The sequence below is a fragment of the Kyrpidia tusciae DSM 2912 genome, from assembly GCF_000092905.1.
Taxonomy (GTDB): domain Bacteria; phylum Bacillota; class Bacilli; order Kyrpidiales; family Kyrpidiaceae; genus Kyrpidia; species Kyrpidia tusciae.
Map to the genome: position 1 here is coordinate 116,582 of NC_014098.1, position 24,260 is coordinate 140,841.

Below are 24,260 nucleotides of genomic sequence, written 5' to 3' on the forward strand. Positions count from 1 at the left end.
TGTTTGCCAGCCCGGGGACCATTCTGGTGCGCTCCCCAGCCGCCGCTACCCGTTACGTCCTTCCCTTTTTGAGGCCGTCTAAAAACAGATTCGCCATCTGATCTGCAATCTCTTCGGCGGTGTATTTTCCTTCTTCTTTAAACCATCGGTACACCCAGTTGCACGAGCCCAGGATGGTGAGGGCTGCAATTCGGCTGTCCTTTACGGAGAAAACTCCTGCCGCTACCCCTTCATTGATGATCTGGGTCCAGAGGTTCAGGTAGCGATCGGTCAGATCTCGAATGACCTCGTTATGAGGTTCCCCGAGGGAAAAAGCTTCCCGGAGAAGCACTGTGGACATGGAAAGGTACTGGGTGATATACTGCATGTGCGTACGGATTCCTTGGCGGAAACGCTCTTCCACGGGCAGGTTCGTGTCAATGATCTCCTCCAGCCTGCGCACGAATCCGTTGATGGCTTGGTGGGTGATCTTGAGGAGTAGCTCTTCCTTGCTCGCGATGTAGTGGTAAAGACTGCCCTTTTGAAGCCCTACCGCATCGGCGATGTCCTGAACTGATGTGGCATGATACCCCTTCTGTTCAAACAGCTGGATGGCCGCTGCAGCGATTTCTTCGTACTTATTCCCCGCCATGGTTGGATCTCCCCTACCAATCGTTCGTTTTGCCCCAGTGTAATCAAAAATCCCACTTCTTGCAAGGGGCATGATGTGCCGCTGATCGGACGGATATCTTGAAGTATACAACCCATACTAGAAAAGAAACAGGGTGGATAAAAAATTTTCGCCGCCCTCTTGCATCATCCGTCAAGAAAAGGTTATAATGGGGGCGAAGGTCAAAGTTAGTCAAAGTCAAACGCCTCCATAGGGCGACTCTGAAGGGGGAGGGTCGATGCGTAATATCACAGATCTGATCGAGCAACATCTAAAATCGATCCTTCAACAGAGCCGTGATGGCGTCGTAGAGATCCAGCGAGGAGAACTCGCCGAACAGTTCAATTGCGTTCCTTCTCAGATTAACTACGTCATCAGCACACGGTTTACGGTGGAACGCGGTTACATTGTCGAATCCAAACGAGGTGGAGGCGGCTATATCCGCATTCGAAAGCTGGAATTCGGCCAGGACCGGCCCATTCACGACGAGCTCATTCGCCTCATTGGCGAGGAAGTGACACAACGAGAGGCCCACGATATTATCGATCACCTGTTTGAAGATGGGTTCGTGACGGAACGGGAGGTGCGCCTGTTGCACGCCGCCGTGTGCCGGGACGTGCTGCGGGGACCGATTCCCTATCGCGATCAATTGCGCGCCAGATTGCTTCGAGCGATGCTGGTGGAGCTTCTGAGAGGGTGAGGATCGTGATTTGTCAACAATGTGGCAAACGGCCGGCCACGGTGCACATGACGAAGATTGTAAACGGCCAGAAATCGGAACGACACCTGTGCGAGATTTGTGCCAACGAATCGGGGGAGTTGAAGTTTGTCCCCGGGGCGTTTTCTTTTCCTAACCTACTCGGGAGCTTTTTTAGCGGGGAGGCGGCCCCTGGGGTTCCCCAGGTTCAGACTCTTCGTTGCCCGACTTGCGGCTTGACTTATCAGCAGTTCACCCAGGTGAGCCGTTTCGGTTGTCCGAACTGTTACCAGGCCTTTGATCCAGTCTTGGACCCAATGCTCCGTCGTATCCACGGCAGCACCACTCACACCGGCAAGGTTCCGCGCCGCGGGGGCGGGAAGCTGCGGGTGCGGCGGGAACTGGAGCATCTGAAGGAGCAGTTGCAGGAAAAGGTTCGCTTGGAACAATTCGAAGAAGCGGCTCGCCTACGGGATCAAATCCGGGCTCTTGAGCAACAGCTCGGCGGGTGAACCGAGGGGGGATGTGGGGTGTCATTGGAGGATTTTGTCCATCGGACATCCAGCTATTGGATGCGGGCCGACGGTCCTGAAGATGAGATGGTAATGAGTACGAGGGTCAGGCTGGCTCGGAATCTGGCTAACCTTCCCTTCCCCATGTTGGCCACCGAGGGGCAGATGGATGAGGTTTTGGAGCGGGTGAACCGGGCCCTGCGCCATCCGTCGGTCCAGGCCTTGGGTCACTTTGAGATGTTGCCGATGAATCGAGTTCATGAGTTAGACCGAGAGGTGTTGATGGAAAAACATCTCATCAGTCCGGACCTCGTGGAACACCCCGGGCGGAGTGCCGTCGTGCTTCGGGACGATGAAACCATCAGTATTATGGTGGGCGAAGAGGACCATTTGCGCATCCAATGCCTTTTCCCCGGGCTACAACTCAAACCTGCCTGGGACCTGGCCAGTCGGGTGGACGATGCGCTGGAAGCGACGCTCGATTGGGCATATGATGAAAAAAGAGGATATCTGACTGCCTGCCCCACGAACGTCGGGACGGGAATGCGGGCCTCAGTGATGATGCATTTGCCCGCTCTGGTGATGACCGATCAGATTCGCCGGGTCCTCCACGCCATCTCCCAAGTGGGACTCGCTGTGCGGGGGATTTATGGGGAAGGGACGGAAGCAGTAGGAAATCTCTTTCAAGTGTCGAATCAAATTACTTTAGGACAGTCGGAAGAGGAGATCGTTCACAATCTGTACGGGGTAACCCGACAGCTGATCGAACACGAACGGCGGGCCAGACAATTGCTGCTAGAGCAAAACAGGCCTGAGTTAGAAGACCGCATCGGTCGGTCCTACGGCGTCCTGCGGTACGCCAGGCGCCTCGATTCGAAAGAAACGATGCAACGATTGTCGGATGTCCGTTTGGGGATCGATCTCGGCATCATTACCGGGGTGCCGAAAGGGATTTTGAAAGAGCTGATGGTGTTAACCCGACCGGCCCTTCTGCAGACTTATGAAGGCCGGGAACTTTCTCCTCAAGAACGCGACGTGCACCGGGCGGCCTTGATTCGAGAGCGGCTGCGCGCGCTGTCCGCCTGAAGGGCGGTGTCACGACGTGATCTGAAAAGGAATTTGTACCCCGCATCATGCGGTTAGTCGGTATAGGACAGGACATACACAAGACGATGGGGGTGTTGACGAATGATGTTTGGACGTTTCACCGAGCGGGCACAAAAAGTCTTGGCCCTGGCGCATGAAGAGGCGAGTCGCCTCGGGCATTCGGGAATTGGGACCGAACATATCCTCCTGGGTCTCGTCCGGGAAGGGGACGGAATCGCAGCTAAAGCCCTGATGAGTTTGGGGCTGAGCAGCGAGAAGATTCAGCGGGAAGTGGAGAAGATCATCGGTCGGGGCCCGGGGCAAGGAGCGGCCATGACCTATACTCCCCGGGCGAAGAAAGTGATTGAGCTCTCTATCGACGAGGCTCGGAAGCTGGGGCACAACTATGTCGGGACCGAGCATATTCTGCTGGGCTTGATTCGCGAGGGCGAGGGTGTGGCCGCCCGGGTGCTCAACAACCTCGGGGTGAGCCTTCCCAAGGCCCGGCAGCAAGTCATTCAGTTGCTCGGCGGGGATTCGGCGGAAACGAATCAGGAGAATCAGCAGTCTGCCAATACGCCGACCTTGGACAGCCTCGCCCGGGATTTGACCCAGATGGCGAGGGATGGCAAACTCGACCCGGTGATTGGGCGCAATAAGGAGATCGAGCGGGTCATTCAGGTACTGTCCCGGCGCACGAAGAACAATCCGGTGCTCATCGGTGAGCCGGGAGTCGGCAAAACGGCCATCGCCGAAGGTCTGGCCCAACGCATTGTCGCCAACGAGATTCCCGAGACACTCCGCAACAAGCGGGTTATGGTTCTGGACATGGGAACGGTGGTGGCCGGGACGAAGTACCGGGGGGAATTTGAAGATCGCCTGAAAAAGATCATGGATGAGATTCGCCAAGCTGGAAACGTGATCCTGTTCATTGATGAGCTGCACACCCTCATCGGCGCCGGTGGGGCGGAAGGGGCCATTGATGCGTCCAATATCTTGAAACCGGCTTTGGCTCGAGGCGAATTGCAATGTATCGGCGCCACGACACTGGATGAGTATCGAAAACACATTGAGAAAGACGCGGCCTTGGAACGGCGGTTCCAACCGATCATGGTGGATCAACCGACGCCGGAGGAAGCTATCCAGATTCTTCACGGCCTTCGAGATCGGTATGAAGCCCATCATCGGGTAAAGATCAGTGACGAGGCCCTCGAAGCAGCGGTTCGCCTGTCCGATCGTTATATCAGCGATCGTTACCTTCCGGACAAGGCCATCGACCTGATCGACGAAGCGGCCTCCAGGGTGCGGCTCCGGACCCATACGGCACCGCCGAATCTGAAAGAGCTCGAGGAGCAGCTGGAAGAGGTGCGCAAGGAGAAAGAAGCCGCGGTCCAGAGCCAGGAATTCGAAAAGGCGGCCGCCTTGCGGGATAAAGAGCAACGGCTGCGGGAAGAACTCGAGAAACGGAAGCAAGAATGGCAACAGAAGCAAGCCTCCAAGGATTCGGTGGTCATTGAGGAGGATATTGCGGAGATCGTCTCCAGTTGGACCGGTATTCCCGTGAAGAAACTGGCCGAAGAGGAGTCCGAGCGGCTGTTGCACATGGAAGAGATCCTGCACAAGCGGGTGATCGGCCAGGATGAAGCGGTGGAAGCCGTGTCCCGGGCGATTCGCCGGGCGAGGGCTGGGTTGAAAGATCCGAAACGGCCCATTGGTTCTTTTATCTTCCTTGGCCCTACCGGGGTCGGGAAAACGGAGCTGGCCCGGGCTCTGGCCGAAGCGATGTTCGGCGATGAGAATGCCGTCGTCCGCATCGACATGTCCGAGTATATGGAGCGCCACACGACTTCGCGGTTGATTGGGGCGCCTCCCGGTTACGTGGGATATGAAGAGGGTGGGCAACTTACCGAAAAGATCCGGCGCAAACCCTACTCGGTGGTTTTGTTGGATGAGATCGAAAAGGCGCATCCCGAGGTGTTTAACATCCTGTTGCAGGTTTTGGACGATGGGCGCCTGACTGATGGCAAAGGGCGGACCGTGGATTTCCGAAACACGGTGATCATCATGACTTCCAACGTCGGGGCCCAGAGCATCCGGCGGGGTGGCCCTCTCGGATTCGCCGCCCGTTCGGAGGAAGAAGACGCCTATAAGGATATGAAAAATAAAGTGATGGAGGAATTGAAGCGCCAGTTCCGGCCGGAGTTCCTCAATCGAATCGACGAGGTGATCGTCTTCCACGCCCTGACCCAGCAAGACATTATGCGCATTGTCGACCTCATGGTGGATGATCTGCGGAAGCGGTTGCGAGATCACGATATCGATTTCGAACTCACGGACGACGCCAAGGCATTCCTGGCAAAAGAAGGGTTCGATCCCACCTATGGGGCGCGGCCGCTCAAACGGGCGATTCAGCGGCATATCGAAGACCGACTTTCGGAAGCGCTGCTGAACGGCACCATCGTGAAGGGCGACCGGGTCAGGATCGACTTCCAAGATGGCGCTTTGACCGTACGAAAACTTGAGCCGTCGTCTGCGCGCACAGTGTGATGTCTGGCCGTGGGATCCCCGGTTGGGCCGGTCCCCGGTTCCGGCGCAGGACTGCGGGTCCGAAGGCCGTCCCTCGAGAGGTTCCCCCCTCGTGGGGACGGCCTGTTTCTTCTCTTCGCTTTACATTGGGATGAAAACTGGCGATCAAATAAAAATGGGTATATATTAGAAACTGGATTTTTGTGCATATAGAGAAAGGACGATACCCCGTGGCCAAGGTCAAAACCCGTTATGTCTGTCACGGGTGCGGATACCAAACGGTCAAGTTTTTTGGACGGTGCCCGGGATGTGGCGAGTGGGGCACTTTAGTGGAAGAATCCATCGAGGAACCGACCCCGGGGGATAGGGGCTGGCTCCGCCGGGCCCACCGTTCGGAACCGGTACCCATTACCGAGGTCCCGGCGGCATGTGAAGAACGCTGGTCCACTGGGTTCGGGGAGTTGGACCGGGTGCTGGGAGGGGGTCTCGTCCCGGGGTCCCTCGTCCTGATCGGTGGGGATCCGGGAATCGGAAAATCGACCCTTCTTTTGCAAGCCTCGGCGCAAATCGCCCAGGCCAGAGGGCCGGTGCTCTACGTCTCCGGCGAAGAGTCCACCCGGCAAATCCATCTGCGCGCCAGGCGGCTGAAGGCGATGGAACCTGCCCTTCTGGTGTTGCCGGAAACGGATCTCGGCGCGGTGGAGCGGGTGGTGGAACGTATCGATCCCCGGTGTTTGGTGATTGATTCCATCCAGACGGTGCACGATCCCGACGTCTCTTCCGCTCCGGGGAGTGTGGCCCAGGTCCGGGAATGCACCGGGCGTTTGTTGCGCTTGGCGAAGGAACGGGAACTGGCCACATTGATCGTCGGCCACGTGACCAAGGAAGGGGCGATTGCCGGGCCTCGGTTACTTGAACACATGGTGGACGCCGTGGTGTATTTTGAAGGGGCGCTCCATCACACCTATCGGATTTTGCGGGCAGTCAAGAATCGATTTGGCTCCACAAACGAGATTGGGATTTTCGAAATGCGGGATGGCGGCCTGCGGGAGGTACATAATCCCTCAGAACTGTTTCTCCCGGATCGGCAAATCGCCTCGACCGGGTCTGCGGTGGTGGCCGGGCTGGAGGGCACGCGTCCGATCCTCGTGGAGATCCAGGCCTTGGTGGCCGACTCGGGCTACGCGGTGCCCCGCCGGACGGCGTCTGGGATCGATGTGCAACGGGTGGCGCTCATGCTGGCGGTGTTGGAGAAGCGATGCGGTCTGTTTCTCAGAAACCAAGACACGTACGTCAACGTCGCCGGCGGGGTGCGTCTGGATGAGCCCGCCGTGGACCTGGGATTGGCCGTTAGTTTGGCTTCCAGCTTTCGCGACCGACCGGTGTCCCCCCGAGATGTGTATATTGGCGAAGTTGGCCTGACCGGAGAGATTCGTACCGTATCCCGTATAGAACAGCGATTGGGAGAAGCGGTCAAACACGGTTTTCAGCGCTGTATCGTTCCCGCCGGGAACGCCCGGGAACTGCACGGGCCACCGGGCATGGAGATCATCGCGGTGGAGACGGTGGAGGCGGCTTTTCGGGCCGCGTTTGAGGGGTGAAAGGATGCGGGATGACCTCACTGTCAAGCAGGAGAATCTATTGATCAAGATGTTGCGGTTTATCGCGCCCGGAACGCCGCTGCGGGAAGGGTTGGAGAACGTTCTGCGGGCGAAGACTGGCGCACTGATCGTCGTCGGCAACACGCCGGAGGTCCTGCAGCTGGTGGACGGAGGCTTTCAAATTAATTCCGAGTTCACCCCTGCGAGTCTGTACGAACTGGCGAAGATGGACGGGGCCATCATTCTCAGTGAAGATGGAAAGCGTATCCTGTACGCCAATGCCCAGTTGAACCCTGATCCGTCGATTCCTTCTTCGGAAACGGGCACGAGGCATCGCACGGCGGAAAGGGTCGCGAAACAAACCGGGCAGCTTGTGGTCAGCATTTCTCAGCGCCGGGGTGTCATTACCCTGTACCAAGCCAATCTGCGCTATGCGTTGAAAGACCTGGGAGTGATTCTGACCAAGGCGAATCAAGCGATCCAGACATTGGAGAAATATAAAGCGGTTTTGGATCAATCCCTCACGAATCTGAGCGCCTTAGAATTCGAAGAGCTCGTGACATTGCAAGAAGTGGCCCAGGTCATTCAGCGAATTGAAATGGTGTTGCGCATCAAGGCAGAAATCCGCCGTTATATCGTCGAGTTGGGGACGGAGGGGCGGCTGATCTCCATGCAACTGGAGGAGCTGGTGTCCCGGGTGGATGAGGAAGCGTACCTTCTTGTAAAGGACTATTGCCGTGAAGGGGTGGACGTCACTCCCCACCACATTCTGACCAATCTGCACGAACTGAGTGCCGAAGAGTTGTTGGACCCCGGTGCCATCGTCCGGGTACTCGGGTATCCGGGTGGCGTGAATGTGGCGGAAGAGACGGTGTATCCCCGAGGCTATCGGGTACTGAATAAGATTCCTCGGCTGCCCCAGCCGGTTGTGGAAAACTTAGTAAAGCAGTTTCAGGGTCTGTCTGGTGTCATGGGGGCGACGATTGAGCAATTGGACGATGTCGAGGGAATCGGGGAGGTGCGGGCTCGGGCGATCCGGGAGGGGCTGAAGCGGGTCCGGGAGTTGGTGCTGATCGATCGACATATGTGACGATGCCGGCCGGAGTACGGCCGGAAATTTTTTCGTTGCGTGCCCGGGTCGGACATTGACGAATCGTGTCGGAGCGTGATATTATGTAAATTTAAAAATTGACACAAAGAGTCAGATGTGATATGCTGGAGGCGTATCCCGTTGAATTCTAAACCCAGAGGTGCATGCACTTGTTTAATGTTGGGGACCGCGTGGTCTATCCGATGCACGGAGCGGGTGTGATCGAGTCGATTGAAGAACGCGAAGTGTTGGGGAAGACAGGACGGTACTACATCATGCGGATGCCGGTGGGAGACATCAAGGTGATGGTCCCCATTGAACAAACCGGGGCTGTGGGGTTGCGGGAGGTCGTCGACGCCGAAGGTGTTCACAAGATCCTCGACATTTTGTTCGATGAGGGAACCCAGGAGACGGCCGCCTGGAATCGCCGCTACCGAGACAATATGGACAAGATCAAAAGTGGCGATGCGTTTGCCATCGCCGATGTCGTCAGGCAGTTGGCCTGGCTGGACCGCCACAAAGGCCTGTCCACGGGGGAGAAGCGGATGTATGAGATGGCCCGGCAGATCTTGCTGAGTGAATTGAGGCTGGCGGCTCCACAGGAAGATGCGGATCGGCTGGAGGAACTCACGGCACGGCTGGGTGGGAACCGGAGAACCGGATGCTGAAAGGTCGGCGACAAAACCAAAGAGCGAAGGTTGGTGTGCCGCGGCACTGTCTATAATGGATACGTAGGAGGTGACTTCATGATCAAGCGCATCGTCCAACTGTTTTTTATCGTCATCGGCCTTGTGCTCGGGTATGCGTTGATCCCAGTGCTCTTTGAAACAGTGGGAATCAGCCGACCTCCTTTCGACAACCCATACTTTGGAGCGGTTCTTGGGGGCAGCATATTTGCGATCGTAACCGGGTGGCTCGTGGGGTACATGATGAGCTTGATCCGCTGGGTGGAGGACCGATTTCAGAGGATGCCGTTGCCCGACATGATTGCCGGCATCGTGGGATTGATCGTCGGTTTAATCGTGGCCTATCTTTTGACGCCGACAATGGTCCGGATTCCGATCGTCGGATCGGTGGTTCAGATATTCATGAGTGTTTTGTTTGGATACTTGGGATTTCGTGTGAGCTACGCCAAGCGCGAAGAGCTGAAACCTTTTCTGCCGGGAAAGATCGGCAGCAAGGAGAAGAAAACCGGAACGCGCCCGGGAGAACATAAGATTCTCGATACCAGTGTGATCATTGACGGACGAATCGCGGATATCGTGGGCACGGGATTTTTGGATGGGGTTCTGGTGATTCCCTCTTTCGTCCTGGAGGAACTCCAGCATATTGCCGACTCTTCGGATGTGTTGAAGCGCAACCGCGGGCGCCGAGGGTTAGACATTCTGAACCGGATTCAAAAAGAAACCAGCGTCAAAGTTCAGATTGTCGAAACCGATTTTGAGGACGTTCAGGAAGTGGACAGTAAACTCGTCCGCCTGGCGAAAAAGATGCAGGGTAAGGTTGTGACCAACGATTTTAACCTGAACAAGGTCTGTGAATTGCAGGGCGTTCCGGTGTTGAACATCAACGATTTGGCCAACGCCGTCAAACCTGTCGTTCTGCCTGGCGAGGAGATTGTCGTTCAGGTGATCAAGGATGGCAAGGAGTACGGTCAGGGAGTTGGGTATCTGGACGACGGCACGATGATTGTCGTCGAAGGAGGCCGGGACTACATCGGAACCCATGTGGATGTGCTGGTGACCAGTGTTCTCCAAACGTCTGCGGGCCGCATGATTTTCGCGAAACCGAAGTTGTTGGAAAAGGCACTTTGAGCCCGGAGGCGCAGTTTGTTGAGGCAAGCGTCGGGCCGAATAAGATCTGCGGATCAGACAAAGCGGGGGAAACCCCGCTTTGCGCCGTCATATGCCTCTCTCCAAGAGAGCTTCAGCCAGTGTGAGGTCCTCAGGGGTCGTGATTTTGAAGTTAAAAGGGGAACCCGTTACAATGTGGACGGGGATGCCAAGCTTTTCGACCAGGGATGCGTCGTCCGTTGCCGACCAATGTTCGGCCCGAGCGCGCTCGTGGGCTTGCCGGAGGAGATCACCGGCAAAAGCTTGCGGGGTTTGGGATAGCCACATTTTTTCCCTCGGCATGGTTCGCTCGACCCGGCCGTTTTCCACCCACTTCACGGTGTCTTTGACCGGGGCCGCAAGGATAGCGGCTGGATGATCGTGAAGCGCGGCGAGAAGCCTGCGGACGTCGTCCTGTTGGACCAGGGGACGAGCTCCGTCGTGAACGAGGAGATGGGAACTTTCTCCGGCTGCGAGGATGCCCTGGTAGACGGACTCCTGGCGTTCCGGGCCCCCGGCGGTGATCCGCGTTGGCACTGGAATCCGGGCCCGTTCTATAAGATGGTGGGTGCGGACAATGTCCTCGGCGGCAGTGACCACGACGATGTTCCGGATGGCGGGAACATGGGCGATCCGTTCGACGGCGTGGAGGAAAATCGGTTTCTGCCCTAGAAGCAAAAACTGTTTCTTCTCTGAGGCGCCCATACGGCGGCCTCGGCCTGCCGCAACGATGATGGCGGTGACATTCATCGATTCGAAAACCTCACCTGATCAGTCATATCGTCATTATATCACGGGGAGAGGAGAGCGTCGGTGGTGAGGATTGGCATCGGGGTGGATGTCCACCCATTTCAGAACGTACCTGGCCATCTGCGGCTGGGTGGGATCGCGATTCCTTTCGAGAAAACCCTGGCGGGCCATTCGGATGCAGACGTGGTGTTGCACGCGGTGATCGACGCGGTTTTGGGGGCCCTTGCCGAAGGGGATATCGGAGGCCATTTCCCGGACAATGATGCGACCTATCGGGGGGCGGACAGCGGGGATCTCTGTCGCCGGGTATGGGGAATCGCCCGGGAGCGCGGCTACCGATTGGGGAACGTCGACGTGGTGATTCTCGCTGAGCGTCCCCGGATCGCACCCCATGTCCCGGCGATGCGGGGGAGACTGGCGGAGTTGCTCGAGGCTGACATTAGCCAGGTCAGCATTAAGGCAACGACCACCGAAAAAATGGGATTCATTGGCCGGGAGGAAGGACTGGGCGCGCAAGCGGTGGTTCTGTTGCTCCCAAGGTGATATAATGCTGACAGATTGTCGGGGAATCTGGCCCGGCGAGGAGGGACCCGTTGGCGTGCGCATTCGGGTGCGGTACGCGCCCAGTCCCACCGGCCATCTGCACATCGGTGGGGCGAGGACGGCGTTGTTCAATTGGTTGTTCGCCCGTCAAAAGGGCGGGCAGATGGTGTTGCGTATCGAAGATACCGACCGTTCCCGGGAGGTTGCCGGGGCGGAGGAAAAGATGGTCGATGCGCTGCGCTGGTTGGGGTTGGACTGGGATGAAGGACCGGATATCGGCGGAAAGTTTGGTCCGTACCGGTCCATGGAGAGGCTGGATTTGTACCGTTCGCTGGCCAATCGCCTTCTCGAAGAGGGGCGGGCGTATCCGTGTTACTGTACGCCCGAAGAGTTGGAGGCACAGCGGGAGGAGATGCGACGCCGCGGGGTGATGCCGCGGTACTCGGGGCGATGCCGCCACCTGACGGCAGCCGAGAGGCGGCGCCTTGCTGCGGAAGGTCGGCCATTCACCGTGAGGTTTCGAGTTCCCGAAGGGCAAACGGTTTCTTTTGAAGATCTGGTACATGGCACCGTCAGCTTCGAAACCGATGGTATCGGCGACTTTGTCATCGTGAAATCTGACGGGATTCCGACCTATAATTTCGCCGTGGCGGTGGATGACCACTCCATGCAGATCTCCCATGTGATTCGAGGAGAGGAACACCTCTCCAATACTGCAATCCAGCTTCTGGTGTATGATGCCCTTGGGTTTCCGACTCCCGGGTTTGCCCACGTTCCCTTGATTCTGAATGAGTCGGGAAAGAAGCTGAGCAAGCGGGACGAATCCGTGGTTCAGTTTGTCGAGCAGTACCGGGATCTGGGATATGTTCCGGAGGCGGTGGTGAACTACTTGGCTCTGCTTGGCTGGTCTCCGGTTGGTGAGCGGGAGTTCCTGTCCTTGGAAGAGCTGGTTCAGGAGTTTTCTCTCGATCGGGTTGGCAAGAGCGGGGCGGTGTTTGATCCCGTGAAGCTGCGTTGGCTCAATGCCCACTACCTGCGCGGGCGGCCGGATGAGGAGCTCCTGAAGTTGTGTCTTCCGCATCTCGTGGCGGCGGGGCTTCTCGCGGAGCCACCGAGCGCCGAAGACCTGGAGTGGGCGCGGCGGGCCGTGGAACTGTACCGAGACCAGTTAGAATATGCCGCACAGCTGCCGGAGTTGGCGGGCTGGCTGAAATCTCTCCCCGATCCGGATCCAGAGGGAGAGCGGATTCTAGAAGATCCCTCGGCCCGGAAGGCGGCCGATGCCTTTTATCAAGAGATATCGGCATTGAGCCAATGGACTCCAGACGGGATTCATGCGGCGTTCAAGCGGGTCCAGAAAACCACCGGTTTACGCGGGCGCCAGTTGTTCATGCCGATTCGGGTGGCGGTCACCGGGCGAACCCACGGGCCGGAGCTACCGAAGGTGCTGAACCTATTGGGGCGTGAGGTCGTGTTGGGGCGGCTTCGGGAGTATGCGGGCCGTTCCCGGACGCTGCCCGGGGAGAATTGATTGCTGATCCTTGGATCTGCCGGGACAAAACCGAAGATGGCAAACCCGTCGGGCGGGAGGAGTACCGGAGGGAACCGCACAGAGAGGGCCGCACCCCAAGCCGGGGGCTGAGAGTGGCCTGCGGGACTCCCTGTGGGAATGCGCCCGCCCCTGTGGGGCGAGAGGAACGGCGGCGTCTCGCCGCTCAGTAATGCTCGCCGGATAGCCTCTCCGTGATCGGAGGCCCAAGAGGAAAGAAGGCCCCCTTCTTTCAAACAGAGTGGAACCGCGGGAACACCGTCTCTGATGGGATGGTGTTTTTTGCTATACACCGCACCTTGTCAGGATTCCGGAGACATGGACACCGAACGGCTGGGAGCCGGAGGAGTGAGAGGAGGCGTGAAGAGTGTTTCGAAGGTTGCGCGAAGATATCCAGTGCATCATGGACCGGGATCCTGCGGCGCGCAGCGCGGTGGAGGTGTTGTTGACCTACTCGGGCCTTCACGCGCTTTGGTTTTATCGCGTTGCCCACCGGTTGTATTTGCGCCGGAGATTCACGTTGGCGCGGATGGTTTCCCAGTTTGCGAGATTTCTCACGGGAATCGAGATTCATCCCGGTGCAAAAATCGGACGGGGGGTGTTCATCGATCACGGGAGTGGGGTGGTGATTGGGGAAACCGCAGAGATCGGGGATAATGTTACCATCTATCAGGGTGTGACTTTGGGCGGGACCGGGAAAGAAAAGGGCAAGCGCCATCCGACAGTCGGCAACAATGTTCTCATCTCCACTGGGGCGAAAATTCTGGGGGCCATCACCATCGGAGACAACAGCAAAATCGGGGCGGGCTCGGTGGTTCTGAAAGACGTACCGCCGAATTCCACCGTGGTGGGGATTCCGGGGAGGGTGGTCATCCTGGACGGCCGTCGGGTCAACGATATGGATCACGTCAATCTGCCGGATCCGGTGGCCGACTTATTGCGCTCGATGCAGCAACAGATTAACGAATTGCGGCGTGAGATCATGGAACTCAAGGGGGAAGTCGTGGATGCCGATCCGCGTGTTCAATACATTAACAAAACGAAAGGAAGTGTTTGAACCCCAGGAACCCGGTGTGGTCAAAATGTACTGTTGCGGTCCGACGGTGTACGATTATTTTCATATCGGCAACGCCAGAGCTTTTGTGGTTTTCGATCTGGTTCGGCGATATCTCAGGTATCGGGGCTATCGCGTGACATATGTGCAGAATTTCACAGACGTTGATGACAAGATCATCCGGAGGGCGGCGGAAGAACACATGGCAGTCCAAGACCTGGCTGAAAAATACATCCGGGCATATTTTGAAGACGCCGCCGCTTTAGGCATTGAGCCGGCCGATGTGCAACCGCGGGTGACGATGCACATGCACGAAATCATCGATATGATCCAGGCTTTGCTAGACAAAGGATTTGCCTATCGAATCCAAGAGGATGTGTACTTCGACACGAGCCGGGATCCGGACTATGGAAAATTGTCCGGCCAAGACCCCGCGGCCTTGATGGCCGGGGCCCGGGTGGAGGTCGACGAGCGGAAGCGCCATCCTTTGGATTTTGCGCTGTGGAAAGGGAGCAAGCCTGGGGAGGTGGCCTGGGACAGCCCATGGGGCAAGGGGCGACCGGGATGGCACATCGAGTGTTCGGCCATGAGCCGGACGTATCTCGGAGATACCTTGGACATTCACGCAGGCGGCCAGGACTTGATTTTTCCCCACCACGAAAACGAGATTGCGCAGTCGGAATGTGTCACCGGGCATCCTTTCGCACGGTATTGGATGCACAATGGATATCTTCAATGGAACCGGGTCAAGATGTCCAAATCCCTTGGTAACGTGGTGACGGTCCGGGAGCTCCTCAAGCGGGTGCGACCTCACGCGATCCGATTGTACTTGTTGTCGGCCCATTATCGTCATCCGTTAAATTTTTCCTTAGAGTTGCTGGAGCAAGCCGACCGGGGTCTCGAACGGATCGAATCATCGCTTCGGGATTTGGGAGATTGGTTGGGGCCGGACTCGTCTTTAACGGGGGCGGTCACTGAAGAATCGGGGCACGTGCCTGGGCTTGAGGTCGATGAGGTGCAGAGAATTCATGAAAAATGGACGGAGGCCATGGACGACGATTTTAATACGGCCGAAGCGTTGGGAGCGCTGTATGAAGGTGTGGGACTGGCAAACCGGGCGATTCGCGAGCAGGATGTCACCCGGGCGAAGGCCTGGCAGGGTTGGCTTTCCTATCACGCCCGATTCATGGGTTTGATCGCCGATGGGCAGAAAGAATCAGAAACAGAACGTGAGAAGATCGAAGCCCTGATTGCCCGGCGGGCCGAGGCGCGCAAAAAACGGGATTGGGCCGCTGCTGATCGCATCCGAGACCAGTTGTCGGAGATGGGCATTGTATTGGAAGACACCCCCTACGGGGTACGGTGGCGGCGGAGGGGATCGTGACATGAAGGGGCGAGAGAAAGGGGCGGCCCGAAATGCGGGCGGGTTCCGCCGGCGGGTGCAGGGTGAATCCCAACGTCGGAGAGTGGTCGGAAGGCAGCCTGTTTTGGAGTTGCTTCGGGCGGGGCGGCCGGTGAATCGGCTGTTTATTGCCGAGGGGGCGGAGGGCGGAAGTATGGCGGAGATCACAGCCAGGGCCAAGGAAGCGGGGATCGTGATCATCCGGGTGCCCAGGAACCGGTTGGACGAATGGGCGAGCGGTGTGAACCACCAAGGCGTGATGGCGGACGTGGCGCCCTTCGCATATGCTGACCTGGACGAGTGTTTGCGTGCTGCGAAGTTGCACCGACGGCCCGGCCTGTTTGTGCTCCTGGACGGGATTGAAGATCCGCACAATCTCGGTTCAATCCTTCGTACCGCGGAGGCCTGCGCGGTGGACGGGGTGGTGGTTCCGAAGCGGCGGGCCGCAGCAGTGAACGAGACGGTGGTAAAGGCTTCCGCAGGTGCGGCGGAGTTCGTTCCGGTGATTCGGGTGGGCAATCTCGGCCAAACCATTTTGGCATTAAAAAGGTCTGGGTATCGGGTGGTGGGGGCCGATACCGAGGGTGAATGCGACTATACCGATGTGGATTATCGGGTTCCAACGGCTTTGGTCATCGGCGGAGAGGGGAAGGGGTTGGGTCGGCTGGTACGGGAACGGTGTGATGAAGTGGTGCATATTCCCATGGCGGGACGGGTTAATTCTTTGAATGCCGGGGTGGCGGCCGGTGTGCTCCTGTATGAGGCGATTCGGCAACGGTCCGCACCTTGATGGTGGGTGCGGACGATGGAAGAGGTCGTTATTGTCGATGGGTACAACGTCATCGGGACGTCCCCGGAGCTGGCGGCTTTGAAGGTGGAAAGCATGGAGGAGGCCAGGGCGAGATTACTCCAGTGGTTGGGGGAGTATGGAGCGTACACCGGGAGAACGGTGATCGCCGTGTTCGACGGGCGATGCGCCCCGGAGCGCCGCGGACCGGACCGCGTGAATGGCGTCGAGGTGTATTTTACGGGCGACGATCAAACGGCGGATCAGTGGATTGAGCGAGTGGTTCGGGAAAGGGTGGGAAACCGGAATGCGCGGATCTTTGTCGCGACATCGGATGAATTGGAACAATCCCTCTCTTTCGGATGGGGCGGGCTGCGCATTTCCTCTAGGGAATTCCTCGATGAATTGTTCAAAGTGCGCGCAGAGATCTCTCGTCGGGTGCGGACCCAGGAATCGGGGAGGGCGCCCATGAGAGAGCGCGTTCGGGACGACATTGCGAAAATATTCGAACGTTGGCGCAGGTCCTAGCCTTTTGTTTCATTGACCGTGCTAGACCCCTCCGGTATAATAGAAGAACCCTAGCTTCAACCTTGGTCGGAGGGATGTGCATTGGCCCACCAATTCGAAGCGGTGTTGTCAAAAGGCCTTCAGTTCCAATCACTCTCCGATGAGGATTTAGTCGATCGAGTTCGGGACGGGGACGAAGAGGCCCTGGAGTACCTGATTCATCGCTACAAGAACTTTGTGCGTGCCAAGGCGCGCTCGTATTTTCTGATCGGTGCGGACCGGGAGGACATCGTACAAGAGGGAATGATCGGCCTGTATAAGTCGATCAGGGATTTTCGCAACGATAAGCTGGTTTCATTCCGCGCCTTCGCCGAATTGTGTATCACACGTCAGATCATTACGGCCATAAAAACGGCCACCCGCCAGAAACACATTCCGCTCAATTCCTACATTTCGTTGGACAAGCCCATTTACGATGAGGAATCTGATCGAACTCTACTGGATGTGCTGTGTGGCACGCGGGTGGCTGACCCCGAAGAATTGATTATCAATCAAGAAGAATTTGACGATATTGAAGTGAAGATGGGGGAAATCCTCAGCGATCTGGAACAACAAGTGCTTATGCTGTACTTGGACGGACGATCGTATCAGGAGATTGCGGTGGACCTCAAACGCCACGTGAAATCCATCGATAATGCCCTTCAGCGAGTCAAGCGCAAACTGGAGCGGTATCTCGAGGTGCGCAACGTGGGAAGCAGTGCTTCCTGATTGACTGGGGAATTTCAGTCGCAGTGGAGCCGGGCGGAGCATGTGGTGCGGCAGCACCAGGACCGCGCCCGCGGGAAGGCGCCAGTGCTGACGCATGAACCGGGAAGCCCTTGGGACGCTTGACTTCAGAGCGTGTCTCAAGAAAATTTGATTGCAAATACGACTGGACAGTTCTGAGCCCATCTGAGATGATAACCTTGGAGATGATGTCGAGAGGTGAGTCTCAGATGGACGTACCCTTTTGGATTGGCGACCGAGAGTTTCGCGAGGCGGACCTGGAATTGATTCGAAACACGGTCCAGCGGTTTTCCCGCTTGAGTCGAGAGGAAATCGCGGCGACCTTGTGTGAGAATCTGCCGTGGAAGTCTCCGAATGGCCGGCTGAAAGTCGAAGCCTGCCACAAGCTGCTTCTAAAACTCGAGCAAAAAGGAGTGATTACTCTTCCGCCCTTGCGAGCCCAGGGTCCCCGAGGGTGCCGGGAACGAAGAGGGGGGGTGGTACAAACCCAGCTTCAGGCGTGCCTGCGGGATGTCCTTCCGGTCATCGTGGAGCCGGTCCGTCCGGAAGAACGGGCAGACTGGAACGCGACCATGGCGACGTATCACCCGTTGGGGTACCTTCGTGCGATCGGGGCCCGCATCCAGTACTGGATCCGGGCACAGGGGCCAAACGGACCGGTCATTGTGGGGGCGATGTTGTTTGGGGCTGCGGCGAAGGCCCTGGCTGCACGGGATCAGTGGATCGGATGGACGGCGGAGCAGCGCAGGCGGTATCGCCCACGAATCGTGAACAACAATCGGTTTCTGATTCTGCCGGGTGTACAGATTCCCCATCTGGCCAGTCATGCGCTTGCGTTGGCGGCCCGGCGGATTCGAGCGGATTGGAAGGCGCGCTATGGGTTTGAACCGGTTCTTTTGGAGACGTTTATCGAACCCCAATATCCAGGAACTTGCTACCGAGCGGCCAACTGGATCGAGATCGGGAAGACGGCGGGACGAGGAAGACAGGATCGATTCTTCGAGTATGGAACGTCCGTGAAATCGATCTGGGTCTATCCGCTGGTGCGGGACTGGCGGAAGCGGTTGGTCGAACCCTTTCCACAGCTTGTGGAAGACGAGTGGGGGGAATCGAGATGACGCTTCGGAATCCCGAGTCGATTCACCCCTGGACCCTTCCGAATCGGAAAAGCTCGTATCGAAACAGCGAGGAGGAGCGAGCGGACCGGCAAACGGCCGTGGAAGCCCAGTTGCCGGTTTGGCGAGCGTTGTTGCCGGGCTTGATGGAGAAGTTTTCACGGATTGCCGACCCCCGACGTCCAGGGAGCATTCGGCACAAACTGACTGTGCTTCTGACGTTTGGGCTGTTTATGTTTATCTTTCAGTATGCCTCCCGCAGAAGAGCCAATCGGGAACTGACGCGTCCAACGTTTTGGGAACACTTTCGGGAGATCTTTCCGGAGGTGGAAACCATCCCGCATATGGACACGGTGCAGCGGATCTTGGAACGGATCAATCCGGGGGAGCTCGAGGAGGTGATGACGGCGACGGTGAAGCGCCTTCTGCGGTCGGGACGACTGAAGGCGCTGTTGGTCGAGAAGCAATACGTGATCGCCATAGACGGCACCCAAAAGGCGAGTCGGGGGCAGCCCTGGGCCTCGGAGGCTTTGCATCGTCGGCACGGGGAGAACCAGGTCTCGTCCATGGCCTATGCCCTGGAGGCTAGCCTTGTCAGCCCTCAAGGGGTGGTCCTCCCGTTTCTCACGGAGTTTTGCGAGAATGCGGCTGAGCAGCAGGAGTTCGAGAAGCAAGACAGTGAACTGAAGGCCTGCAAACGGCTGCTGACCCGCCTGCGCAAGATGTTTCCCAAATTGCGGATCTTGGTGGTGGCCGACGGGCTGTACCCCAACGGGCCGATGATGGCGCTGTGTCGGGATCTGCATCTGGACTTTATGTTTGTCCTGCCCCAAAGCTGTTTGCCCAGTGTGTGGGAAGAGGTCAAAGGCTTGAGAAAGATCGAACCCAACGAGCGGAGACACCGGTGGGGCAATCGCGAGCAAATCTTTTGGTGGATCAATCAGATCGACTATGATTTCAGGGAGGCTTCCGGGGCGCACCGTCGGCTTAAGGTGCATGTCGTGGGATGTACAGAGTTTTGGGAAGAGGGGGGGAAGCAGCAGGAGGCGCATTGGGCGTGGGTGTCCGGGCAGCCGCTGACGGCACAAAATGTGGTGAACCGCTGCAATCGTGCGGCACGCCACCGATGGGACATTGAGGAACAGATCCTGACGGAGAAGCACCGGGGATACGAGTATGAGCACCTGTACTCCACCGACTGGACGGCGATGCGAAACTGGCACGTGCTGATGCACCTCGGCCATCTGGTGAACGTCATGGCCTTGCATACCGAAGGGCTGATGAAGAAAGTGCGGGAACTGGGCTTTAGCGGGACGTTGAAGTTTCTGTACGAAAGCTGGACGCAGGGGTGGATGGATCGGGACTGGCTGCTGGCGCGTTGCCAAGGTCCTCCGCGGCTGACGATGGCGTTTTAACAGGAATATCTTGCAATATCGTTCTGTGGGGGAGGGGAGGTGTAACCTCTGGTGAACCAATTATCAACAGAAATGGATTTCCCTGTCATTCACGGCGATTCTCCTTTACAAGGACACCCTACAGGCAGAAGGGATTCAGACTCCGGGGCCGCCTCAGCTGCCTCCGAATTTTTTCTACACCGGTTCATGCGTCAGCACTGGGAAGGCGCCAGCAGGGTTGACACCAAAGTCTGGCTGTGATAGTGTATTTGGGGTATCCGGCTGGATCATCGGGCCATTTCCTGGAGGTGTCACGGTTGCGCGTCAATATCATCCTTGCGTGTACGGAATGTAAACATCGCAATTACGTATCGCGCAAGAACAAGAAGAACAATCCGGACCGGCTCGAGCGCAGGAAGTTCTGCCGCTGGTGCAATCAGCATACCCTGCACCGGGAGACTCGGTAGTCCGGCGGCGAGGGGAACTATGGGATTTGTAGAAGCCGTGCGCAATGGCTCGTCCCGGGTGGTGGGGTATTTTCGGGACGTGGTCGGCGAACTCAGACGGGTGCGTTGGCCGAATCGGAAGGAACTGGTTAGCTATACCATTGTCGTGATCACCACGGTGATCGTCATGGCCGTTCTGATCTATCTTTTCGATCTTCTTTTCTCCTTGTTCCTGAACGCCATCGGCCTGGGGACGAGGTAGGACTACAACCGCAGGGGAGGGTGGGCGTTATACGCCCGGGATTCCGATGGAACAACTGGAAAAGCGGTGGTATGTCGTTCACACCTATTCCGGGTTCGAGAACAAAGTGAAAACGAACTTGGAAAAGCGCGTCCTGTCCATGAATATGGAGGATAAGATTTTTCGCGTTTTGGTGCCAACCGAGGAAGAGATCGAAACGAAGAACGGCAAGAAACGGGCGGTCATGAAGAAAGTGTTTCCCGGCTATGTGCTGGTGGAGATGATCATGACGGACGACTCGTGGTATGTGGTGAGAAACACGCCCGGAGTCACCGGCTTTGTGGGTTCCACAGGAGCTGGCTCCAAACCGATTCCCCTTCATCCCGCCGAGGTTCGGGCGATCTTGAAACAGATGGGAATGGATGAACCGAAGGAACGGGTCGATCTTCACGTCCGGGATGCGGTCCGGGTCGTGGAGGGGCCTTTTGCTGACTTCGTCGGGAGCATCGAGGAAGTGTATCCTGAAAAGCAGAAGGTTCGGGTGCTTGTTTCCATGTTCGGGCGGGACACGCCGTTGGAGTTGGAGTTTTCTCAGGTGGAGAAGATTTAATGGTGTGAAGACGTTTTGGCGAGATCCTCCGTCGGGTGAAGGAGGTGAAAGTCGTTGGCGAAAAAGATCATCAAAGTGGTCAAACTGCAGATTCCAGCCGGAAAGGCGACACCCGCGCCGCCTGTGGGTCCTGCTCTTGGACAGGCGGGTGTGAATATCATGGGCTTTTGCAAAGAGTTCAACGCCCGCACGGCGGACCAAGCGGGCATGGTTATTCCCGTGGTCATCAGCGTGTTTGAAGATCGGTCCTTCACGTTCGAAACCAAGACTCCGCCGGCATCCGATTTGTTGAAGAAGGCGGCCGGCGTCGAACGCGGGTCCGGAGAGCCGAATAAAAAGAAAGTGGCTGTTGTCAAGCGAGCCAAGGTGCGCGAGATTGCAGAGATGAAGATGCAGGATCTCAATGCGGCCTCGGTGGAGGCTGCGATGCGCATGATCGAGGGCACGGCCCGAAGCATGGGCATTACCGTCGAAGATTGACGGGTTATCGTGGGAGGTTCGCGCCGAAGGGACCACGAAGGAGGTAGACACATGGCCCATATGGGAAAACGGTATGAGGAAGCGGTGAAGTCTGTCGACCGGGATCGCCTCTATGATCCCGAAGAGGCCCTGGCTTTGGTGAAACAACTGGCGAAAGCCAAGTTCGATGAAACGGTGGAGGTCGCGGTGCGCCTGGGCGTCGATCCGAAAAAGGCGGATCAGCAGGTTCGAGGTGCGGTGGTGTTACCCCATGGTACAGGGAAAACGGTTCGTGTGCTGGTGTTCGCTAAGGGCGAGAAAGCGAAAGAAGCCGAGGCCGCCGGTGCGGACATCGTCGGGGATGATGAATTGATTGCCCGAATCCAACAGGGATGGCTTGATTTTGATGTGGCGGTGGCGACTCCGGATATGATGGGGGCGGTGGGCCGTCTGGGCCGTATCCTGGGGCCAAAAGGGATGATGCCCAATCCCAAGACGGGTACAGTGACCTTCGACGTTGAACGGGCGGTCCAGGAGATCAAGGCCGGGAAGATTGAGTACCGCGTGGACAAGGCGGGGAATATTCATGCGCCGATTGGAAAGGTTTCCTTTGAGACGGCGCACCTCGTCGAGAATTTCCACGCGCTGATGGATGCCTTGCAAAAGGCAAAACCCGCGGCGGCCAAAGGGCAATACATCCGTAGCGTGGCCGTTAGTTCGACGATGGGCCCTGGGGTGAGGGTCAATCCGACCAAGGCGGTGGCCGTTGTATCCTGAGGGTAGATGAAAAAACCACATCCCGTTGCGCCGTAGACAGCAGGGGTGCAGAAGGCACTTAATCATCCTGCCGAGGCTGAATCACGTGGAACGGACATCCGAAAGGAAGTCCTCGGGAAGCCATGTGTCGCCTCCGTCTGCGGAGGCTTTTTTCATGCCTTGGCGGCGAGGCGGTGTGGGAAGCGAGGAGGTGCGGGCAGTGGCCGTACGGCCGGAGAAAGTCCAGGCGGTTGAGGAGATTACTGCGAAATTGCGGGATGCTCGGGCGGCGATCATCACCGATTATCGGGGGTTGAATGTCGCCGAGATGACAGAGCTGCGCAAGCGGTTGCGGGAAGCGGGCGTGGAGTTTAAAGTCGTGAAGAATACGTTGACCCGCAGAGCCACCGCAGCTGTTCAAGTTCAGGATTTGGATCAGCATTTGACGGGTCCTACGGCCATCGCCTTCGGTTTTGACGATGTGGTCGTGCCTGCGAAGATTCTCAGCGAGTTTGCCAAAGATCACAAGGCTTTGGAGATCAAGGGCGGACTTATCGAGGGGAAAGCGGTGGATGCCGCAGGGGTGGATGCCTTGGCAAAACTGCCTCCCCGGGAGGGTCTGTTGTCGATGCTGCTGAGCGTCATGCAGGCGCCGATGCGCAATTTGGCCTATGCTGTGAAGCAGATCGCTGAGCAGAAAGAAACGGGTGGAGCTGCGGCTTCCGAGGCCTGATAACCAGGAATTCAGGAGGGGGATTGGAATGACGAAAGAGGACATTATCGCGGCGATCAAGGGCATGTCCGTGCTCGAACTGAATGATTTGGTCAAAGCGATCGAGGAGGAGTTCGGCGTGACGGCGGCGGCCCCGGTGGCTGTGATGGGCGGAGCGGCCGGTGGTGCGGCGGAGGCTGTGGAAGAACAGACCGAATTCGATGTGATCCTCACCGCACCTGGGGGCTCGAAGATCAATGTGATCAAAGTGGTGCGGGAGATCACTGGACTGGGTCTTAAAGAGGCGAAAGACCTGGTGGACAATGCGCCGAAGCCGGTGAAGGAGAAGGTTTCGAAAGAAGAGGCCGAGACCGTCAAGAAGAAACTGGAAGATGCCGGCGCGTCCGTTGAGATTAAGTAACAAAGGTTTTCGAGCATATCCTGCCCGGGTCAGCACTGTTCGGGCAGGATTTTGCTTTTAGAATGGTTGGCGAGGGGATGGGTGTGGGGGATCAGTATTTTGTCTCGCAGCCCGGGGCGCCTTCCGAGCGCCGGGCCGTGGCCTTGCGAGTGCGGGGCTTGGATGTGATGCTGATGACCGATACTGGGGTATTTTCCCGTCATCGAGTGGATTATGGAACCCGGCTGCTCATTGAATCGATGGACGTGCCCAAGCGTGGCCGAGTTTTGGATTTGGGCTGCGGCTACGGCCCCATTGGGATTGCCGCGGCTTTGCTTGAACCCGGGGTCCAAGTCACCATGGCGGACATCAACGAACGGGCGGTGGAGTTGGCCAAGGAAAACGCCCGGCGACTCCGGCTCCAGCGGGTTGAGGTGTACGTCAGTGACGGATTCGCTGGCCTCGGGGATCGGCGGTTTGACCGCGTGTATTGCAATCCTCCCATCCGGGCCGGCAAAGAGCAGGTGTACCGACTGTTGTCGGAAGCCGCCGGCCACCTCGCCGATAAAGGCCAGGTGTGGGTGGTCGTCCAGAAGAAGCAAGGGGCGGATAGCTTGAAGCGGGAACTGGCTCGGCATTTTCGGGAGGTTTCGGATGTGGCCCGCAGCGCCGGGTTTCACGTATACCGGTGCATGGAGCCTGTGAATCTGCCCGAATCGCCCGAATCGGGCTCTTGACCCGGTTGAGCGTCTGTGA

At 57.6% G+C, this 24,260-nt stretch carries 27 protein-coding genes and 1 other annotated feature; of the genes, 25 read left to right on the top strand and 2 right to left on the bottom strand.

Annotated elements, in window-relative coordinates; all coding sequences use genetic code 11:
• Positions 1-52: 52 nt before the first annotated feature.
• Positions 53-631: a TetR/AcrR family transcriptional regulator gene (locus tag BTUS_RS00630; protein WP_013074190.1), complete on the bottom strand. Its 579-nt coding sequence runs from the start codon at positions 629-631 to the stop codon at positions 53-55.
• A gap of 256 nt (positions 632-887) precedes the next feature.
• Between BTUS_RS00630 and BTUS_RS00635 the strand changes: the two genes are divergently transcribed.
• The 8 genes from BTUS_RS00635 (at position 888) to BTUS_RS00670 (ending at position 9,975) form a co-directional block, all read left to right on the top strand.
• The gene (locus BTUS_RS00635; protein ID WP_013074191.1) at positions 888-1,349 is read left to right on the top strand and encodes a CtsR family transcriptional regulator; all 462 of its coding nucleotides are present in this window, start codon (positions 888-890) and stop codon (positions 1,347-1,349) included.
• A 5-nt stretch (positions 1,350-1,354) separates the two neighbouring features.
• Positions 1,355-1,858 (top strand): UvrB/UvrC motif-containing protein, encoded by a 504-nt coding sequence (locus BTUS_RS00640; RefSeq protein ID WP_013074192.1) that lies wholly within the window; start codon positions 1,355-1,357, stop codon positions 1,856-1,858.
• Positions 1,859-1,876: 18 nt separating this feature from the next.
• Positions 1,877-2,944 carry a protein arginine kinase gene (locus BTUS_RS00645; RefSeq protein ID WP_013074193.1) on the top strand — a complete coding sequence of 356 codons (1,068 nt, stop codon included), beginning with the start codon at positions 1,877-1,879 and terminating at the stop codon, positions 2,942-2,944.
• 102 nt (positions 2,945-3,046) lie between these two features.
• Positions 3,047-5,491, top strand: a complete 2,445-nt coding sequence (locus tag BTUS_RS00650) for an ATP-dependent Clp protease ATP-binding subunit (RefSeq protein ID WP_013074194.1) — start codon at positions 3,047-3,049, stop codon at positions 5,489-5,491.
• 209 nt (positions 5,492-5,700) lie between these two features.
• Complete coding sequence (gene radA / locus BTUS_RS00655; protein WP_013074195.1) at positions 5,701-7,071, top strand: DNA repair protein RadA; 1,371 nt, start codon at positions 5,701-5,703, stop codon at positions 7,069-7,071.
• 4 nt (positions 7,072-7,075) lie between these two features.
• Complete coding sequence (gene disA, locus BTUS_RS00660) at positions 7,076-8,161, top strand: DNA integrity scanning diadenylate cyclase DisA (protein WP_013074196.1); 1,086 nt, start codon at positions 7,076-7,078, stop codon at positions 8,159-8,161.
• 164 nt (positions 8,162-8,325) lie between these two features.
• Positions 8,326-8,829, top strand: coding sequence for a CarD family transcriptional regulator (locus BTUS_RS00665; protein ID WP_407635220.1), 504 nt, complete (start codon positions 8,326-8,328; stop codon positions 8,827-8,829).
• Between the two features lie 78 nt (positions 8,830-8,907).
• Entirely contained in the window at positions 8,908-9,975 is a 1,068-nt protein-coding gene (locus BTUS_RS00670; RefSeq protein WP_013074198.1) for a PIN/TRAM domain-containing protein, read from the top strand.
• An 87-nt stretch (positions 9,976-10,062) separates the two neighbouring features.
• Here the strand turns inward: BTUS_RS00670 and ispD are convergent, their stop codons facing one another.
• Positions 10,063-10,743, bottom strand: coding sequence for a 2-C-methyl-D-erythritol 4-phosphate cytidylyltransferase (ispD, locus tag BTUS_RS00675; protein WP_041303515.1), 681 nt, complete (start codon positions 10,741-10,743; stop codon positions 10,063-10,065).
• A gap of 63 nt (positions 10,744-10,806) precedes the next feature.
• Here ispD and ispF point away from each other — a divergent pair, with 63 nt between their 5' ends.
• The 17 genes from ispF to BTUS_RS00755 all read left to right on the top strand — a co-directional run bounded on the left by ispF (position 10,807) and on the right by BTUS_RS00755 (position 24,241).
• Positions 10,807-11,286, top strand: a complete 480-nt coding sequence (gene ispF / locus BTUS_RS00680) for a 2-C-methyl-D-erythritol 2,4-cyclodiphosphate synthase (RefSeq protein ID WP_013074200.1) — start codon at positions 10,807-10,809, stop codon at positions 11,284-11,286.
• 4 nt (positions 11,287-11,290) lie between these two features.
• Positions 11,291-12,817 (top strand): glutamate--tRNA ligase, encoded by a 1,527-nt coding sequence (gene gltX, locus BTUS_RS00685; RefSeq protein ID WP_052300503.1) that lies wholly within the window; start codon positions 11,291-11,293, stop codon positions 12,815-12,817.
• Between the two features lie 385 nt (positions 12,818-13,202).
• A complete protein-coding gene (cysE, locus tag BTUS_RS00690) occupies positions 13,203-13,892 on the top strand; it encodes a serine O-acetyltransferase (protein ID WP_013074202.1) in 690 nt (229 codons plus the stop codon).
• Complete coding sequence (cysS, locus tag BTUS_RS00695) at positions 13,843-15,273, top strand: cysteine--tRNA ligase (protein ID WP_013074203.1); 1,431 nt, start codon at positions 13,843-13,845, stop codon at positions 15,271-15,273. The genes cysE and cysS overlap by 50 nt, the downstream gene beginning before the upstream one ends.
• Position 15,274: 1 nt before the next feature.
• Positions 15,275-16,081 (top strand): 23S rRNA (guanosine(2251)-2'-O)-methyltransferase RlmB, encoded by an 807-nt coding sequence (gene rlmB, locus BTUS_RS00700; protein WP_013074204.1) that lies wholly within the window; start codon positions 15,275-15,277, stop codon positions 16,079-16,081.
• A gap of 15 nt (positions 16,082-16,096) precedes the next feature.
• A complete protein-coding gene (locus tag BTUS_RS00705; RefSeq protein WP_013074205.1) occupies positions 16,097-16,606 on the top strand; it encodes an NYN domain-containing protein in 510 nt (169 codons plus the stop codon).
• 81 nt (positions 16,607-16,687) lie between these two features.
• On the top strand, positions 16,688-17,353 hold the full coding sequence (sigH, locus tag BTUS_RS00710) for an RNA polymerase sporulation sigma factor SigH (protein ID WP_013074206.1): 666 nt from the start codon (positions 16,688-16,690) through the stop codon (positions 17,351-17,353).
• 227 nt (positions 17,354-17,580) lie between these two features.
• Positions 17,581-18,489 (top strand): Druantia anti-phage system protein DruA, encoded by a 909-nt coding sequence (locus tag BTUS_RS00715; protein WP_013074207.1) that lies wholly within the window; start codon positions 17,581-17,583, stop codon positions 18,487-18,489.
• Positions 18,486-19,901, top strand: a complete 1,416-nt coding sequence (locus BTUS_RS00720; RefSeq protein ID WP_013074186.1) for a transposase family protein — start codon at positions 18,486-18,488, stop codon at positions 19,899-19,901. The genes BTUS_RS00715 and BTUS_RS00720 overlap by 4 nt, the downstream gene beginning before the upstream one ends.
• Positions 19,902-20,197: 296 nt before the next feature.
• On the top strand, positions 20,198-20,347 hold the full coding sequence (gene rpmG, locus BTUS_RS17260; RefSeq protein ID WP_013074208.1) for a 50S ribosomal protein L33: 150 nt from the start codon (positions 20,198-20,200) through the stop codon (positions 20,345-20,347).
• Between the two features lie 19 nt (positions 20,348-20,366).
• Entirely contained in the window at positions 20,367-20,588 is a 222-nt protein-coding gene (gene secE / locus BTUS_RS00725) for a preprotein translocase subunit SecE (RefSeq protein ID WP_013074209.1), read from the top strand.
• A gap of 55 nt (positions 20,589-20,643) precedes the next feature.
• Positions 20,644-21,177 carry a transcription termination/antitermination protein NusG gene (gene nusG / locus BTUS_RS00730; protein WP_041304592.1) on the top strand — a complete coding sequence of 178 codons (534 nt, stop codon included), beginning with the start codon at positions 20,644-20,646 and terminating at the stop codon, positions 21,175-21,177.
• A 54-nt stretch (positions 21,178-21,231) separates the two neighbouring features.
• Entirely contained in the window at positions 21,232-21,657 is a 426-nt protein-coding gene (rplK, locus tag BTUS_RS00735; protein WP_013074211.1) for a 50S ribosomal protein L11, read from the top strand.
• 51 nt (positions 21,658-21,708) lie between these two features.
• Positions 21,709-22,413: a 50S ribosomal protein L1 gene (gene rplA / locus BTUS_RS00740; protein ID WP_013074212.1), complete on the top strand. Its 705-nt coding sequence runs from the start codon at positions 21,709-21,711 to the stop codon at positions 22,411-22,413.
• Between the two features lie 12 nt (positions 22,414-22,425).
• Positions 22,426-22,575 (top strand) — a sequence feature (ribosomal protein L10 leader region).
• Positions 22,568-23,125 (top strand): 50S ribosomal protein L10, encoded by a 558-nt coding sequence (gene rplJ / locus BTUS_RS00745; RefSeq protein WP_013074213.1) that lies wholly within the window; start codon positions 22,568-22,570, stop codon positions 23,123-23,125. (Overlaps the previous feature by 8 nt.)
• Before the next feature lie 28 nt (positions 23,126-23,153).
• On the top strand, positions 23,154-23,525 hold the full coding sequence (gene rplL, locus BTUS_RS00750; protein ID WP_013074214.1) for a 50S ribosomal protein L7/L12: 372 nt from the start codon (positions 23,154-23,156) through the stop codon (positions 23,523-23,525).
• Between the two features lie 77 nt (positions 23,526-23,602).
• On the top strand, positions 23,603-24,241 hold the full coding sequence (locus BTUS_RS00755; protein ID WP_052300504.1) for a class I SAM-dependent methyltransferase: 639 nt from the start codon (positions 23,603-23,605) through the stop codon (positions 24,239-24,241).
• The last annotated feature ends 19 nt before the right edge of the window (positions 24,242-24,260 follow it).

Bases quoted from the DNA above. Each gene is read 5' to 3' on its own strand.
- BTUS_RS00755 (WP_052300504.1), top strand. From the start codon at position 23,603: ATGGGTGTGGGGGATCAGTATTTTGTCTCGCAGCCCGGGGCGCCTTCC.
- rplL (WP_013074214.1), top strand. From the start codon at position 23,154: ATGACGAAAGAGGACATTATCGCGGCGATCAAGGGCATGTCCGTGCTC.
- disA (WP_013074196.1), top strand. From the start codon at position 7,076: ATGCGGGATGACCTCACTGTCAAGCAGGAGAATCTATTGATCAAGATG.
- BTUS_RS00715 (WP_013074207.1), top strand. From the start codon at position 17,581: ATGGACGTACCCTTTTGGATTGGCGACCGAGAGTTTCGCGAGGCGGAC.
- BTUS_RS00635 (WP_013074191.1), top strand. From the start codon at position 888: ATGCGTAATATCACAGATCTGATCGAGCAACATCTAAAATCGATCCTT.
- secE (WP_013074209.1), top strand. From the start codon at position 20,367: ATGGGATTTGTAGAAGCCGTGCGCAATGGCTCGTCCCGGGTGGTGGGG.
- BTUS_RS00630 (WP_013074190.1), bottom strand. From the start codon at position 631: ATGGCGGGGAATAAGTACGAAGAAATCGCTGCAGCGGCCATCCAGCTG.
- rplA (WP_013074212.1), top strand. From the start codon at position 21,709: ATGGCCCATATGGGAAAACGGTATGAGGAAGCGGTGAAGTCTGTCGAC.
- BTUS_RS00650 (WP_013074194.1), top strand. From the start codon at position 3,047: ATGATGTTTGGACGTTTCACCGAGCGGGCACAAAAAGTCTTGGCCCTG.
- BTUS_RS00705 (WP_013074205.1), top strand. From the start codon at position 16,097: ATGGAAGAGGTCGTTATTGTCGATGGGTACAACGTCATCGGGACGTCC.
- BTUS_RS00665 (WP_407635220.1), top strand. From the start codon at position 8,326: ATGCACTTGTTTAATGTTGGGGACCGCGTGGTCTATCCGATGCACGGA.
- cysS (WP_013074203.1), top strand. From the start codon at position 13,843: ATGCCGATCCGCGTGTTCAATACATTAACAAAACGAAAGGAAGTGTTT.
- ispD (WP_041303515.1), bottom strand. From the start codon at position 10,743: ATGAATGTCACCGCCATCATCGTTGCGGCAGGCCGAGGCCGCCGTATG.
- BTUS_RS00720 (WP_013074186.1), top strand. From the start codon at position 18,486: ATGACGCTTCGGAATCCCGAGTCGATTCACCCCTGGACCCTTCCGAAT.
- rplJ (WP_013074213.1), top strand. From the start codon at position 22,568: ATGCCTTGGCGGCGAGGCGGTGTGGGAAGCGAGGAGGTGCGGGCAGTG.
- rlmB (WP_013074204.1), top strand. From the start codon at position 15,275: ATGAAGGGGCGAGAGAAAGGGGCGGCCCGAAATGCGGGCGGGTTCCGC.
- gltX (WP_052300503.1), top strand. From the start codon at position 11,291: ATGCTGACAGATTGTCGGGGAATCTGGCCCGGCGAGGAGGGACCCGTT.
- BTUS_RS00670 (WP_013074198.1), top strand. From the start codon at position 8,908: ATGATCAAGCGCATCGTCCAACTGTTTTTTATCGTCATCGGCCTTGTG.